A 14340-nucleotide genomic window follows, 5' to 3' on the forward strand; every position below is an offset into this window, starting at 1 on the left:
CGGTGTCGCACATCCTGATCGGGGTGGGCGGAGGGATCGCCGCCTACAAGGTGTGTTCGGTCATCCGTCATTTCACCGAGGCGGGGCATGACGTTCGCGTCATCCCGACACGCGCCGCCCTGAACTTCGTCGGCGCAGCCACGTTCGAGGCGCTTTCGGGGAATCCCGTGAGCACCGACGTGTTCGACGACGTCGACGAGGTGGCGCACGTCGCTCTGGGCCGGAAGGCCGATCTGGTGGTGGTCGCTCCGGCCACCGCTGATCTGATGGCCCGGGCCGCCGCCGGCCGGGCCGACGATCTACTCACCGCGTCCCTGCTGACTGCCACGTGTCCCGTGCTGTTCGCTCCGGCGATGCATACCGAGATGTGGGAGCACCAGGCGACCGCGGCCAACGTGGCCACTCTGCGTGAACGCGGTGCGACGGTGATGACCCCCGCGAGCGGGCGTCTCACCGGCACCGACAGCGGACCCGGCCGACTGCCCGAGCCGGGAGAGATCGGGCTCATCGGCGACCTCCTGCTCGATCGTGCCGACGCGCTCCCGCACGATCTGGCGGGACTCGAGGTGGTCGTCAGCGCAGGCGGCACCCGTGAGGCGCTCGATCCGGTTCGGTACCTCGGCAACCACAGTTCCGGAAAGCAGGGATACGCCCTCGCACGAGCCGCGGCGCAGCGCGGTGCGCGGGTGACCCTCGTCGCCGGAGCCACCACCGATCCGGGAGATCCGGCAGCCGTCGAGATCGTGAACATCGACTCCGCGATGGAACTGGAACGCGAGATGTCCCGACGCGCCGCCACTGCGGACATCGTGATCATGGCCGCGGCCGTCGCCGATTTCCGTCCCGTCGCGGTGGCCGGATCGAAGATCAAGAAGGGTGACGACGGACCGGTCCCGATCGAACTCTCCACCAACCCCGACATCCTGGCCGGCCTCGTCCGGCAGCGGGTGCGCGGCGACATCTCCGCCGAGACGGTGATCGTCGGATTCGCGGCGGAGACCGGTGACGCCGACGGCGGGGTCCTCGATCACGGCCGGGCGAAACTGCGTCGCAAGGGCTGCGACCTCCTGATCGTGAACGCGGTCGGGGACGGCCGCGCTTTCGGTACCGAGGACAACACCGGATGGGCGTTGTCGGCCGATGGCCGGGAAACCGCACTGCCGTTCGGATCGAAAACGTTGATGGCGAGCAGAATCCTTGACGAAGTGGCCGCCGTCGTGCGAAATGGTGACCGACACATCGACTGAGCACCAGCCGATCAACCCCGATCACGATCCGTCGGTGCCGTGCGGCACCACGACCGACATCATGATTTCGAAGTACATCGAGAGGAACCGATGACCGCCTCAGCGTCCCGCCTTTTCACCAGCGAATCTGTCACGGAAGGACATCCGGACAAGATCTGCGACGCGATCAGCGACTCCATTCTCGATGCGCTCCTGGCATCGGACCCGAACGCGAAGGTCGCGGTGGAGACATTGGTCACGACGGGTCAGGTGCACGTGGCGGGCGAGGTGAACACCGTCGGTTACGTCGACATCCCGACGATCGTGCGCGAGAAGATCGTCGAGATCGGCTACGACTCGTCGACCAAGGGCTTCGACGGCCGCTCCTGCGGTGTGAACGTGGCGATCGGTGCGCAATCGCCGGAGATCGCCCAGGGACTCACCGACTCGCATGAGACGCGGACCGGGTCGGGTTCAGACGACATCGATCAGCAGGGCGCAGGCGATCAGGGACTGATGTTCGGGTACGCCAACGACGACACTCCAGAACTGATGCCGCTGCCGATCGCACTGGCGCACCGGTTGTCGCGTCGGCTGACGGAGGTCCGCAAGAACGGCACCCTCCCGTATCTGCGTCCGGACGGCAAGACCCAGGTGACCATCGAGTACGCGGGTGACACACCCGTGCGTCTCGACACGGTCGTCGTCTCCACGCAGCACGCCGCCGACATCGACCTCGAGGGCATGCTCACCCCGGATATCCGCAAACACGTTCTCGAACCGGTGTTCGCCGAGCTCGACCTTCCGGTGAAGCTGGACACCACGGCGCCGCGGCTGCTGGTGAACCCGACCGGCAGCTTCGTGCTCGGCGGGCCGATGGGCGACGCAGGCCTCACCGGCCGCAAGATCATCGTCGACACCTACGGCGGCATGGCCCGTCACGGTGGTGGCGCGTTCTCGGGCAAGGATCCGTCGAAGGTCGACCGCAGTGCCGCCTACGCGATGCGCTGGGTCGCCAAGAACGCAGTTGCGGCGGGTCTGGCGAAGCGGATCGAGGTGCAGGTCGCGTACGCGATCGGTGCCGCCGCCCCCGTCGGCCTGTTCGTCGAGACGTTCGGCACCGAGACGGTGGATCCGGGGACCATTCAGAAGGCGATCGCCGAGGTGTTCGATCTGCGTCCGGGTGCGATCGTCCGCGACCTGGAACTGCTGCAGCCGATCTACGGTGCCACGGCGGCCTACGGGCACTTCGGTCGCACGGACGTGGATCTGCCGTGGGAGCGCACCGACCGCGTCGACGAGCTGCGCAAGGCCGCCGGACTCTGATCGCTGCCCGCTAGGCTCTGCGTGTGACGGAAGAGGCGACTGCGAAAGCGGGGGAGAAGAATCGGCGCATGCCGGCATCCCGGCTCCCGGTTGCCCGGGTGCTTCCGATGCTCGGTCTGGCACACCTGGACCGGCCTTTCGATTATCTGGTCGATGAGAAGTTCGACGCGGTCGCACAACCCGGTGTCCGGGTGCGCATCCGGTTCGCCGGGCGGCTGGTCGACGGTTTCCTGCTCGAACGTCTCGGTGCGTCCGATCACGGAGGCCGACTGGCCTGGCTCGAGCGCGTGGTGTCGCCGGAGGTGGTTCTGACCGAGGAACTCGCCTCGCTCTGCCGGGCTGTCGCGGATCGTTACGCGGGCACGATGCCCGACGTCCTGCGACTCGCGATCCCGCCGAGGCACGCGCGCGTCGAGAAGGAATCGGTCGCGGAGAACCAGAGGGCGGAGAACCCAGGGGCGGAGGATCCCGGGGAGATCACCGGGCCGGGGATGTCCGGTTGGGAGCGGTACGCGACGGCTGCGTCGTTCCTGCGGGCGACCCTCGACGACCGCCACCCGCGCGCCTGCTGGCAGGTGCTGCCCGGCGACGACTGGGCCGTGCGCCTTGCCGAACTGGCGACCGAGGTGGCCGCTGCCGGACGAGGGGCGATCATCGTCGTCCCGGACCAACGAGATCTCGATCGGCTCGCCGCAGCGTGTGACCCGTACCTGGGTGAACGGTGCGTGGCGCTTGCTGCCGGCTTGGGGCCGACCGCCCGGTACCGGCGCTGGCTGTCGGTTCTGCGGGGTCAAGCGCGAGTCGTGATCGGCACTCGCAGTGCGGTTTTCGCGCCGGTAGCGGATCTCGCACTGACCGTTGTGTTCGATGACGGTGACCAGAGTCTCGATGAGCCGCGCGCGCCGTATCCGCACCCGCGGGAAGTGGCCGTGCTGCGTTCGCATGCAACCGGGACGGGCCTGCTGATCGGCGGTCACTCCCGTACGACCGAAGCTCAGGCACTCGTGGAATCGGGATGGGCGCACGATCTGGTGGCCCCTCGTGAGGCGGTGAGGGCTGCGGCCCCGCGGGTCGAGGGAATCTCCGACGACGACCGCCGGATCGACGGCGACCCGCTCGCACGCTCGGCGCGCATCCCGGCGACGGCGTTCGACGCCGCACGTCGGGCCGTGGCCGCGGAGGCGCCCGTCCTGTTCAGCGTGCCGCGCCGTGGCTATCTGCCGTCGGTGGCATGTGCCCGGTGCCGCACACACGCCCGGTGCCGCGCGTGCAACGGTCCACTCTCGATGAACGACCGCGGGGAGCTGGCGTGCCGGTGGTGCGGCCGACCGGAACTGCGATACGTCTGCCCGGCATGCGGCGCCCGGGCGGTGCGTGCCCTCATGGTCGGCGACAAGAGGACGGCGGAGGAGCTCGGCAAGGCGTTTCCCGGGGTGCCGGTCGTGACCTCGGGCGGGCAGAAGATCGTCGACGAGATTCCGGAGGGACCGCGGGTCGTGGTGGCGACACCGGGAGCCGCCCCACGGGCGCCCGGGGGCTACGGCGCCGCAGTCCTCCTCGATACCTGGGCCCAGCTCGACCGCGAGGATCTGCGTGCGGCCGAGGAGTCGGTGCGCATGTGGATGTCGGTCTCCACGTTGGTACGACCCGCATCCGACGGCGGACGCGTGGTGATCGTCGCCGACGCGGGCGTCTCCGCCGTGCAGGCGCTGATCCGTTGGGATCCAGCCGGGTTCGCGTCGGGTGACCTCGCCCAGCGGAGAGAGCTGGGCTTCCCTCCGGCCGTCACGATGGCGTCCGTGGACGGACCGGCACCCGCGATCGCGGCCTTCCTCGACCTGCTCGCGCTGCCACCGTCGGCGGAGAGGCTCGGGCCCGTACCGCTGCCCGCCGGAGTGCGCAGGCCCGCGGGTCTCGACGGAGAGGGCGAGCTCGAGCGCGTCCTGCTGCGGACGCCCCGAGTGGTGGGCCGCGAACTGTCGGCTGCACTCCGGGCCGGCCAGGTGCTGCGGAACGCGCGGCACGATGACACCGCGGGCATCCGGGTCCAGATCGACCCACCTACGATTGGTTGATTATGAAACTGGTGTTCGCTGGTACCCCCGACGTCGCGGTGCCGACTCTTCGAGAGCTCATCGATTCGCCGGACCACACCGTGGTCGGCGTGATCACCCGGCCCGACACCACGGCGGGTCGCGGCCGCAGGACGGTGCGCTCGGCTGTCGGCACGATTGCCGACGAGCACGGGATCGAGGTGATCACCCCGGGCCGGATGTCCGAGCCGGTGGTCGCTGAGACGCTGGCCCGATGGGAGCCCGACCTCGGCGTGGTCGTGGCCTACGGCGGACTGATTCCGCAGGCGATTCTCGACCAGTTGCCGCACGGGTGGATCAATCTGCACTTCTCGATCCTGCCGGCGTGGCGCGGAGCGGCTCCCGTTCAGGCGGCGATCGCCGCAGGCGATGAGATCACCGGCGCGAGTGTGTTCGAGCTGGAAGCCGGTCTGGACACCGGGCCCGTGTACGGCACCCTCACCGCGTCGATCCGGGACACCGACACAGCGGGAGACCTTCTCGAGCGCCTCGCGGCCGGCGGATCGGGGTTGACGAAGGCCGTCGTCGACGGCATCGCCGAAGGCGAGCTCTCGCCGGCACCACAGGACCCCGACGGCGTCTCCCATGCCGCGAAGATCACCGTCGACGACGCACGAGTGCGCTGGGACCTACCGTCCCACCTCGTCGATCGTGCGATCCGGGCGCACACTCCGAGCCCGGGAGCCTGGACCGAACTGGGCGACGCGCGGATCAAGCTCGGACCGGTGACGCTCGCTGATGACGATCCGGCTGTTCCCGGACAGCTGTCGGCCGGTCAGATCGGAGTCACGAAGAAGGCGGTGTTCATCGGTACCGCATCGGGTGCGGTGAAACTCGGCAGTGTGCAGGCTCCGGGGAAGAAGGTCATGCACGCCGCAGACTGGGCGCGCGGCACGCGATTCGACGAGACAGGACATTTCGCATGACACACGGTGGCAGGGATCGTCGGGACACGCGCAGTGGCGCAGGCCGGTCCGCCGGCCCAGACAAGCGCAGCGGCCAGGATAAGAAGCTGCGTTCCAAGCCGGTCGACGGGGCTCGTCGCGTCGCGCTCGATGTGCTTCGTGCCGTGCGCAAGGACGATGCGTACGCGAACATCCTGCTGCCTCGGCTCCTTCGGGAACGCAGCCTGGACCGACGTGACAAGGCGCTCGCTACAGAGTTGACGTACGGCACGTCGCGGACGATCGGCGTACTCGACGCGGTCATCGAGTCGGCGGCAGGCCGGCCGACAGCGGAGATCGATGGCGACCTGCTCGACGTGCTCCGGATGGGCAGCTATCAGCTGCTGCGGACCCGGATCGGCTCACACGCCGCCGTCTCGACATCGGTGGACCTGGTGCGTGCGGAGAGCGGGATGGGTCCGTCAGGATTCGTGAACGCGGTGCTCCGCAAAGTGAGTCAACGCGATGAGCAGCTGTGGATCGACGTGCTCGCACCGTCGATGGCCGACGACATGATCGGCCATCTGGCGTTCTCGTACGCGCATCCACGCTGGATCGCCGAGGTCTTCCACCGGGCGCTCGGCTCGATCGGCGAACTGCAGGCCGCACTCGCAGCGGATGACGAACGTCCGATCGTTCACCTCGTCGCCCGCCCCGGTCAGATCACCGCGGAGGAGCTGGCGCTCATCAGCGGCGGCGAGGAAGGCCGGCTGTCGTCCTACTGCGTGTACCTGCCCGACGGTGATCCCGGTGAGCTCGAAGCGGTCCGTGACGGTTTCGCGGGAGTCCAGGACGAGGGCAGCCAGCTCGTGGCGCTCGCCGCTGCGCGCGCGGATGTCACTTCCGCAGAAGGCGGGCGGACCGGCCGCTGGCTGGATCTGTGCGCCGGCCCCGGAGGAAAGGCTGCACTACTGGGGTCACTCGCGCATCTCGACGGTGCGCACCTCGACGCGGTCGAGGTGTCGGAGCACCGCGCGCGATTGATCGAGAACGTAGTCGACGCTCTTCCCGTGACCGTTCACGTCGCTGATGGTCGAGACTCCGGTCTAGAGCCCGGGTACGACCGGATCCTCGTAGATGCCCCGTGCTCGGGGCTCGGCGCACTCCGCCGTCGGCCTGAGGCTCGGTGGCGACGCACACCGGACGAAGTTCCTGAGCTGGTGACCCTGCAGACCGAACTGCTGACCGAGGCGCTGCGGCTGGTCCGTCCGGGCGGTGTCGTCGTCTATTCGACGTGCTCACCGCACCCGGCGGAGACCACTGAGGTGATCAGCTCCGTGCTCGGTGAGAATTCCGGTGTCGAGGCGGTAGATGCACGGCCGCTGGTTGCCGGAGATGCCGCCGACCCGGAGCCTTTCGGTGCCGGACCGTACGTTCAGCTCTGGCCGCACCGGCACGACACTGATGCGATGTTCCTGGCCGTTCTGCGGAAGACGGCCGGCTAGAACGGTGGTTCTCTGTCGTCGGCGATGATTTTTTTCTCGTCGGCGTCTGTTCTGGGCGCGCGCGGCCATGCGGTAACGATGTTTGGCGGTGGTGCGGGTGATGGGTCGTCGGGGTTCTGGTTCGTTCGTGGTTCCGGGATCGGTGGGCGGTGGGTGTTGGCAGGGGAGGAGTCCGAGTTCGGGTAGGAGCCAGGTGTTGGTGGCTCGGGCGCGGGTGGTGATGCCTTCGGGGGTGGTGATCTCGGTCCAGATGATGCCGTGTGCGTCGGTGATCTGGTCGTCGATCCAGCCGGTGGCGTGGGTTTTCAGTCCGTGGTGGAAGCGGCATTTGGGTGCGAGGTTGCAGAAGCAGGTGGCACCGCCCGCTGCCGGATCGGAGTGGTTGTATTCGGTGATGTGGTCGAGGTCGCTGGTCCAGGCGGGGCGGTGGCAGCCGGGCCAGGTGCAGTGGGCGTGCAGTGCGCGGACGGCGGTGTCGCAGGTGGCGGTGGGCCGGTAGGGATCGGCATGCTGTGCGGTGCGGTCGAGGAGCTTGCCGAGATCGAGGTCGCGACGGATAGTGCCCGTGCGGGCGGCCAGCTCACGTGCGTGGTCGGCGGTGATGGGTCCGTGTCCGTCGAGGTGGGCGGGGAGGTCGGATTCGCCGGTGAGGGTGTCTCGGCGGGCGATGACGTGCAGGACGATGGAGGCGCAGCGGGCCGCGGTTGCGTTGTCGGTGAGGTCGGCGGTGCAGTCATCGCGGTCGCAGCGGCAGGTGAATGCGGTGCCGGTGAGGCGGGCGATGGCCGCGTCCGAGCGCAGGACCTGGCGGGTGCGGGGGTCGTGGGGGCACACACCCGTGATGACGGCGTCGAGGGTGTCGGCGGAGAGTCGGATGTCGGCGGTGTCGGCGGTGATCGCCAGTTCGGACAGTCCGTTGTCGAGGGGTTCGGTGGTGACTTTCTTACGGGGCTTGGTGGCTTCGCGTGCGTGGCGGGCGGCGTCGGCGTCGTGTTCGGCGACGATGGCGGCGACGATGTCGCGTACGCGGGGGCGTGAGAGTGTGCCTGCGGTGGCGAGTCGGTGGGCGGCGTGGGTGTCGATGAGGGCCAGGGTCGTGGTGTCGTCGACGAGGGTGGTCTGGGTGACTGCTTCGCGGAACCAGGCGGGGGTGAGGATGCCGTGGCGCAGGAGGGTACCGATGGCGGGGATGCGTTCGTGGCAGGCGATGGCGAGGTCGAGGAAGGTTTCGGCGGCGTACTGGGAGTAGCCGGTGACGGCGGCGTAGGAGGCTGCGGTCTGGGTCAGGGCATCGTAGAGGCGCGTGTAGGAATCGCGGCCGGCGTTGTTGTCGAGGTCGGCGGACTTTGCGTGCAGGAGGGTGTGGATCGCGTGGTAGCGGTGCCAGAGGACCAGGCCCTGGAAGGAGTCGGCGCGGGCGGCGAACTGCAGCAGGCCCGCACGATCGGATCGCTCGGCGGTTGTGGTGGCCGGTCGCGGGATCCGGATGGTGATGGCGTCATCAGTCACCGAAACCGTACTGGCATCCGGCGGCCTATCGGGCCGCTGCGGTGTCTCGCCGAGGGTCGCTGTCAACGCTCTCACCTCCGGATATCGTTCCTGATCCTGCCTTCCATATTACTGTAATCGAACGTATGTTCGCAACGGTCTGTTGTCGGGTGCGGACGCCGGAGGGCGGTGGCGGCGCGGCTCTCCTACAATTGCCCGCATGTGCACCAGCGGCCGCCCGGCTCCGATGATCGCCCCCTCCATCCTGTCCGCGGATTTCGCGAACCTCGCTTCCGAGGTGGCCGCGGTCGGACCGTCCGACGTGGATCCCGGTGTCGAATGGGTTCACGTGGACGTGATGGACAACCATTTCGTGCCGAACCTGACACTCGGGATGCCGATCGTCGAGAGCTTGCTGAAGGCGACCGACATTCCTCTCGACTGCCACCTGATGATCGATGATCCGGGGCGCTGGGCGCCGCCGTACGCCGAGGCGGGTGCGTACAACGTGACCTTCCACGCCGAGGCGACCGATGATCCGTCGAGCGTGGCGCGCGACATCCGGGCCGCAGGCGGAAAGGCGGGACTCGCAGTGAAGCCGGGCACGCCGCTCGACCCGTATCTGGAGATCCTGGGCAACTTCGACACGTTCCTCGTGATGAGTGTCGAGCCCGGGTTCGGCGGTCAGAAGTTCATGCCCGAGGTCCTCGACAAGGTGCGGACCATCCGCAAGAGAATCGACAGTGATGAGCTCCGCCTGCTCATCGAGATCGACGGCGGGATCTCGGATTCGACGATCGAGCAGGCCGCGGAGGCGGGCGTCGACTGCTTCGTCGCGGGCTCCGCGGTGTACGGCGGCGACGATCCGTCGGCCCGCGTCGCCGAACTGCGCCGCAAGGCGACCGAGGTGCGCGAGAACCGGTGATTCCCGAACTCGAGGACGCCATGCGGCGGGCGATCGCGGCGTCGGAGGCTGCCCGAGGCGTGAGTTCCCCGAACCCTCCGGTGGGTGCGGTCATCCTCGACGGCGACGGGCTGGTGATCGGTACCGGGTCGACCCAGGAAGCCGGCGGGGCGCACGCCGAGGTGATGGCACTGCGCGCCGCGGGCGATGCGGCACTGGGCGGAACCGCCGTCGTGACGCTGGAGCCCTGTCACCACACCGGACGCACGGGACCGTGCACCCGCGCGCTGATCGACGCGGGGATCGCGAAGGTCGTCTATGCCGTAGCCGATCCCAATCCGGACGCCGCCGGGGGAGCGGCCGCACTCGAATCAGCGGGAGTCGAGGTGACCGGCGGCGTGCTGCGCGACGAGGCGGCGCGGGGCCCTCTGCGCCACTGGTTGTTCCGGCAGCAGCACGATCGACCCAGCGTGATTCTGAAGGTGGCGTCGACTATGGACGGCCGCATCGCGGCGCCCGACGGCACGAGCCAGTGGATCACGGGCTCCGAGGCGCGTGAGCACACGCACCGTCAGCGATGCGCCGCGGACGCGATCGTGGTCGGGACGGGAACGGCGCTGGCCGACGACCCGTCACTGACCGCGCGGCAGCCGGATGGAGCGCTGTATCCGCATCAGCCAGTCCGCGTCGTCCTCGGGCACCGCGAGGTCCCCGGTACGGCGAAGCTGCGCGACGGCTTGTCGCGCTTTGTGCAGGTCAGCTCGCACGAACCGGTCGACGTGCTGGCCGAACTCCCCGAAGCGCTGACGGTGATCGTCGAAGGCGGACCGAGTGTCGCCGGCGCGTTTCTCGCGGCAGGCCTCGTCGACGAGGTGCACGTCTATCTCGCCCCGCTGCTGCTCGGCGCGGGAGCTGAGGCAGTGGACGATCCCACTCAGCGGACACTCGCGGATGCTCGCCGTTTCGCGCGCGACGAGGTGCGAACCCTTGGAGACGACCTGTTCCTGAGGCTGCGGCGGGTCTGACGAGGCCTCGCGGAGAGCGATTTCCGCCCGTCTCACGCAGCACTCGGACGCGACTCGTCGCCCACTGCGTGCTACCTTCGGAAGTAGTTCTCGGGGCGGGGTGAGACTCCCCACCGGCGGTGATGCCTTCACAGGGACGAGCCCGCGAGCGCCTGCATCCTTCACGGGTGCAGGGTCAGCAGATTCCGGTGAGATTCCGGAGCCGACGGTCATAGTCCGGATGCGAGAGAACCGCAGCGCGGCACCGAGCCGTGAACTGTCTGTCCCGAGCGCGCACGTGCAAAGGAGAGACGGTGTTCACCGGAATCGTTGAGGAGCGCGGCGAGATCATCGCCCGTGAAGACCTCGCAGAAGCCGCGCGTTTCCGTATTCGCGGCCCCGTAGCCACCAGTGACGCATCCTTCGGCGACTCGATCGCCGTCAACGGCGTCTGTCTGACGGTCGTCGAACTCGACGGCGATGCGTTCACCGTCGATGTCATGGCGGAGACGCTGCACCGGAGCTCCCTCGATCGACTCGGCGCGGGCGCGTCCGTGAACCTCGAGCGTGCGATGGCCGCCGACGGACGGTTCGGTGGACATATCGTCCAGGGCCACGTCGACGGCGTCGGTGCCGTCGTGTCGATCACGCCGAGCGAGAACTGGACCGTGGTGCGGATCGCGGTTCCTGCGGACCTCGCACGATACGTGGTGGAGAAGGGATCGATCACCGTCGACGGGATCTCCCTCACGGTGTCCGGAATCGGGTCGGTCGAGGGCACCGGCGATTGGCTGGAGGTCTCGTTGATCCCGACGACCCTCTCGGAGACCACCCTCGGCACGGTGGCGGCCGGAGCACGAGTGAATCTGGAAGTGGATGTCATCGCGAAGTACGTCGAGCGTCTGACCGGCGCCGGCCAGACAGAAGGTGGACGGTCATGAGTGAGAACGAGACGGCGCGCGACGAGATCGCCTTCGATACCGTCGACCGCGCGATCGCCGATATCGCGGCGGGCAAGGCGGTGGTCGTCGTCGACGACGAGGATCGCGAGAACGAAGGCGATCTGATCTTCGCCGCCGAGAAGGCGACCCCCGAGTTGGTGGCCTTCATGGTTCGCTACACCTCCGGCTACCTGTGCGTACCGCTCGTGGGCGACGATTGCGACCGTCTCGGCCTCCCTCCGATGTACACCGAGAACCAGGACAAGCACGGCACCGCTTACACGGTCACCGTGGATGCCCGTGAAGGCATCGGCACCGGCATCAGCGCCTCCGACCGGGCGAGGACCATGCGACTGCTGGCGGATCCGGAGGCACAGGCCCAGGATCTGACCCGCCCGGGCCATGTGGTGCCTCTGCGAGCCAAGGACGGCGGCGTGCTGCGCCGCCCCGGCCACACCGAGGCCGCCGTCGACCTGGCGCGGCTGGCCGGGCTGAACTCTGCGGGCGCCATCTGCGAGATCGTCAGTCAGAAGGACGAGGGCTCGATGGCCCGGACCGACGAGCTCCGGGTGTTCGCCGATGAGCACGATCTCGCGTTGATCTCCATCGCCGACCTCATCGCCTGGCGGCGTCGCCATGAGACCCACGTCCAGCGCATCGCCGACGCGCGCATCCCGACCGAGTTCGGAAGCTTCAAGGCCGTCGGGTACTCGAGCCTGTTCGACGACGCCGAGCACGTGGCCCTCGTCATGGGCGATGTCGGCGGCGCCGACGGCGGGGGCGAGGACGTGCTGGTGCGCGTGCACTCGGAGTGCCTGACCGGCGACGTGTTCGGTTCGCTGCGCTGCGATTGCGGCCCGCAACTGCAGGCCGCCATGTCGATGGTCGCCGACGAGGGCCGCGGCATCGTGCTGTACATGAGAGGGCACGAAGGGCGGGGCATCGGTCTGATGCACAAGCTGCAGGCCTACCAGCTGCAGGATGCGGGAGCCGACACGGTCGACGCGAATCTGGAGCTGGGCCTGCCCGCGGACGCCCGAGACTACGGAATCGGTGCGCAGATCCTGGTCGATCTGGGCGTGCGCTCGATGCGCCTGCTCACGAACAACCCCGCGAAGCGGGTAGGACTCGACGGCTACGGTCTGCAGATCACCGATCGGGTGCCGATGCCGTTGCGGGCCAACTCGGAGAACCTGAGATATCTGAAGACGAAGCGGGATCGAATGGGGCACATGCTCGAAGGTCTCGACGACTTCGATCCGGCGGCCGACCTGGACGGAAAGGGAGCAGGGGCATGAGCGGACACGGAGAGCCGGCACTCGACCTGCAGAACGCAGGCGATCTGCGGGTGGCGATCGCCGCCTCCCAGTGGCACGAGACGATCTGCACGGCGTTGCTCGACGGCGCAGTGCGGGCGGCTGGGAACGCCGACGTCTCCGCTCCCACGATCGTTCGGGTCGCGGGAGCGATCGAGCTTCCGGTGATCGTGCAGGCACTGGCGCGTACTCACGACGTCGTGGTCGCCCTCGGGGTGGTCATCAAGGGGGAGACCCCGCATTTCGAGTACGTCTGCGACGCCGTGACATCCGGCCTCACCCGGGTATCGCTCGACGAGTCGACGCCGGTCGGCAACGGGGTGCTGAGCACGTTGAACGAGGCGCAGGCGCTGGCCCGTGCCGGACTGCCGGATTCGGTGGAGGACAAGGGAGCCCAGGCCATGTCGGCCGCGATCGCGTCCGCGCTGATCCTTCGGGACCTGGCGTGAGCACCACTGACACCTGGGAACTGGTCTACACGCCGCGCTGGCTGCGGTTGGCGGCGATCTGGACGGTCATCCTGATCATGGCCATCCACCTGACCTTCGGATTGCTGCTGGACGTGTCGTACACCGGCGTCGGCATCGGCTGGGCCGACAAGATCGGTCTCATCGCCGTGGGCGCGGTGATCTCGGGTGCGGTGCTGCTGGTCTTCCGTGCTCGTCTGCGAGTAGGTCCGGACGGTGTCGCCGTGCGGAATCTGGTGTCGGAACGGCTGTTCGACTGGGACGTCGTGCGCGGTCTGGAGTATCCGGCGAAAGGGTTCTCGGCTCAGCTCCTCCTGCCGGATGACGAGCACATCCCGGTGCTCGCCGTGCAGGCGCGCGACGGAGACGCCGCGGTGGCCGCGATGACCGAGTTCCGGAGTCTGCACGCGAAGCACTCCGCATCGGTGGGCCCGGCAGAGGGCTGAGCCGAGCGCACGGCGCGCCGAGCCCAGGCATCTGCGCCATCGGGTTGACGACGTGGCTAGGCTGGTCGTCATGCGAAGCAGTGCGGCGCAAGGATACGTGCGTCCGGACATCGACCTGAACCCGTACGTTGCTGACGACGGGGTCCGATTCGGCGATCACTGGGAGGACGGGCCCGCGCCCGACGAGGCGTACGCGACCATCTCTCATCCCGAGCGGTTCGAGCGGATCGTTCTCGTGGCGAACAGCATCATCGAGCACCTCTCCGCGCGGTACGAGGTGACCGTCGAGGTGGACGAGGACGCCGAGAGTCGCGTCGAGGAGCGACCTGCGCCCGACCGTCGCGTGACGTTGACTCCCGCCAGTCCTCATGCGGCGCCCATCTCCTTCGATCTGTACCCGTCATCGGTGGTCCTCACCTGTGGACTGCTCAGCGAGTTCGTTCACCCCGATTGCATGTGCGATGCCTGCGACGCACAGGTGATCACCGAGGTGGAGAGCCTCGAATCGGAGGTGTTCGGGGTAGTCGACGGTGGACTCAGCGAGTCGGTGACCGGCGCAGTCCGCCTGTGGAAGGAACATGAGCTCGATGCCTCCGGAACCAGCCGGACGGGCCGCTGCGTGGTGTTCCCCGAGGACAAACCGGTGGTCAAGGCCGCGCGGCGGGCGCTCAAGGAGTTCGGCGGCGAATGGGCGCCGTGGCCGCTGAAGTCTGTCGTACCGGCCGACTAGCCTGGAGGAC

12 protein-coding genes, 1 pseudogene and 1 riboswitch are annotated in these 14340 nt (G+C 68.3%); of the genes and pseudogenes, 12 read left to right on the forward strand and 1 reads right to left on the reverse strand.

From position 1 onward, the window contains the following. Positions 1–2: 2 nt before the first annotated feature. The 5 genes from coaBC (at position 3) to FO044_RS06960 (ending at position 7034) form a co-directional block, all read left to right on the forward strand. Positions 3–1247 carry a bifunctional phosphopantothenoylcysteine decarboxylase/phosphopantothenate--cysteine ligase CoaBC gene (gene coaBC, locus FO044_RS06940; RefSeq protein ID WP_132993463.1) on the forward strand — a complete coding sequence of 415 codons (1245 nt, stop codon included), beginning with the start codon at positions 3–5 and terminating at the stop codon, positions 1245–1247. Positions 1248–1337: 90 nt separating this feature from the next. Next, the gene (metK, locus tag FO044_RS06945; protein ID WP_132993462.1) at positions 1338–2552 is read left to right on the forward strand and encodes a methionine adenosyltransferase; all 1215 of its coding nucleotides are present in this window, start codon (positions 1338–1340) and stop codon (positions 2550–2552) included. 68 nt (positions 2553–2620) lie between these two features. After that, positions 2621–4627 carry a primosomal protein N' gene (locus FO044_RS06950; RefSeq protein ID WP_186290614.1) on the forward strand — a complete coding sequence of 669 codons (2007 nt, stop codon included), beginning with the start codon at positions 2621–2623 and terminating at the stop codon, positions 4625–4627. A gap of 2 nt (positions 4628–4629) precedes the next feature. Then, positions 4630–5571 (forward strand): methionyl-tRNA formyltransferase, encoded by a 942-nt coding sequence (gene fmt, locus FO044_RS06955; protein ID WP_132993461.1) that lies wholly within the window; start codon positions 4630–4632, stop codon positions 5569–5571. Then, positions 5568–7034 (forward strand): RsmB/NOP family class I SAM-dependent RNA methyltransferase, encoded by a 1467-nt coding sequence (locus tag FO044_RS06960; protein ID WP_132993460.1) that lies wholly within the window; start codon positions 5568–5570, stop codon positions 7032–7034. Before fmt ends, FO044_RS06960 begins: the two co-directional genes overlap by 4 nt. A gap of 627 nt (positions 7035–7661) precedes the next feature. Here FO044_RS06960 and FO044_RS15145 read toward each other — a convergent pair. Then, positions 7662–8618: pseudogene (locus FO044_RS15145) on the reverse strand (DUF222 domain-containing protein); the annotation flags it as partial. 124 nt (positions 8619–8742) lie between these two features. On the opposite strand from FO044_RS15145, the gene rpe reads away from it, so the two are divergent. The 7 genes from rpe to FO044_RS07000 all read left to right on the forward strand — a co-directional run bounded on the left by rpe (position 8743) and on the right by FO044_RS07000 (position 14330). Further along, complete coding sequence (rpe, locus tag FO044_RS06970; RefSeq protein WP_132994373.1) at positions 8743–9447, forward strand: ribulose-phosphate 3-epimerase; 705 nt, start codon at positions 8743–8745, stop codon at positions 9445–9447. Between the two features lie 20 nt (positions 9448–9467). After that, on the forward strand, positions 9468–10451 hold the full coding sequence (ribD, locus tag FO044_RS06975) for a bifunctional diaminohydroxyphosphoribosylaminopyrimidine deaminase/5-amino-6-(5-phosphoribosylamino)uracil reductase RibD (protein WP_132994414.1): 984 nt from the start codon (positions 9468–9470) through the stop codon (positions 10449–10451). Positions 10452–10533: 82 nt separating this feature from the next. After that, positions 10534–10687, forward strand: a riboswitch (FMN riboswitch). Between the two features lie 57 nt (positions 10688–10744). Continuing rightward, entirely contained in the window at positions 10745–11371 is a 627-nt protein-coding gene (locus FO044_RS06980) for a riboflavin synthase (protein ID WP_132994372.1), read from the forward strand. Further along, on the forward strand, positions 11368–12669 hold the full coding sequence (locus tag FO044_RS06985) for a bifunctional 3,4-dihydroxy-2-butanone-4-phosphate synthase/GTP cyclohydrolase II (RefSeq protein ID WP_132994371.1): 1302 nt from the start codon (positions 11368–11370) through the stop codon (positions 12667–12669). Before FO044_RS06980 ends, FO044_RS06985 begins: the two co-directional genes overlap by 4 nt. Further along, positions 12666–13136: a 6,7-dimethyl-8-ribityllumazine synthase gene (gene ribH / locus FO044_RS06990; protein ID WP_132994370.1), complete on the forward strand. Its 471-nt coding sequence runs from the start codon at positions 12666–12668 to the stop codon at positions 13134–13136. The genes FO044_RS06985 and ribH overlap by 4 nt, the downstream gene beginning before the upstream one ends. Then, positions 13133–13600 (forward strand): PH domain-containing protein, encoded by a 468-nt coding sequence (locus tag FO044_RS06995; RefSeq protein ID WP_235831565.1) that lies wholly within the window; start codon positions 13133–13135, stop codon positions 13598–13600. The genes ribH and FO044_RS06995 overlap by 4 nt, the downstream gene beginning before the upstream one ends. A gap of 70 nt (positions 13601–13670) precedes the next feature. Beyond that, positions 13671–14330 (forward strand): DUF6226 family protein, encoded by a 660-nt coding sequence (locus FO044_RS07000; protein WP_132994369.1) that lies wholly within the window; start codon positions 13671–13673, stop codon positions 14328–14330. The last annotated feature ends 10 nt before the right edge of the window (positions 14331–14340 follow it).

It is taken from the genome of Gordonia zhaorongruii, assembly GCF_007559005.1.
GTDB classification, from domain to species: Bacteria; Actinomycetota; Actinomycetes; order Mycobacteriales; family Mycobacteriaceae; genus Gordonia; species Gordonia zhaorongruii.

Bases quoted from the DNA above. Each gene is read 5' to 3' on its own strand.
- metK (WP_132993462.1), top strand. From the start codon at position 1,338: ATGACCGCCTCAGCGTCCCGCCTTTTCACCAGCGAATCTGTCACGGAA.
- FO044_RS06950 (WP_186290614.1), top strand. From the start codon at position 2,621: ATGCCGGCATCCCGGCTCCCGGTTGCCCGGGTGCTTCCGATGCTCGGT.
- fmt (WP_132993461.1), top strand. From the start codon at position 4,630: ATGAAACTGGTGTTCGCTGGTACCCCCGACGTCGCGGTGCCGACTCTT.
- FO044_RS06960 (WP_132993460.1), top strand. From the start codon at position 5,568: ATGACACACGGTGGCAGGGATCGTCGGGACACGCGCAGTGGCGCAGGC.
- rpe (WP_132994373.1), top strand. From the start codon at position 8,743: ATGTGCACCAGCGGCCGCCCGGCTCCGATGATCGCCCCCTCCATCCTG.
- ribD (WP_132994414.1), top strand. From the start codon at position 9,468: ATGCGGCGGGCGATCGCGGCGTCGGAGGCTGCCCGAGGCGTGAGTTCC.
- FO044_RS06985 (WP_132994371.1), top strand. From the start codon at position 11,368: ATGAGTGAGAACGAGACGGCGCGCGACGAGATCGCCTTCGATACCGTC.
- ribH (WP_132994370.1), top strand. From the start codon at position 12,666: ATGAGCGGACACGGAGAGCCGGCACTCGACCTGCAGAACGCAGGCGAT.
- FO044_RS07000 (WP_132994369.1), top strand. From the start codon at position 13,671: ATGCGAAGCAGTGCGGCGCAAGGATACGTGCGTCCGGACATCGACCTG.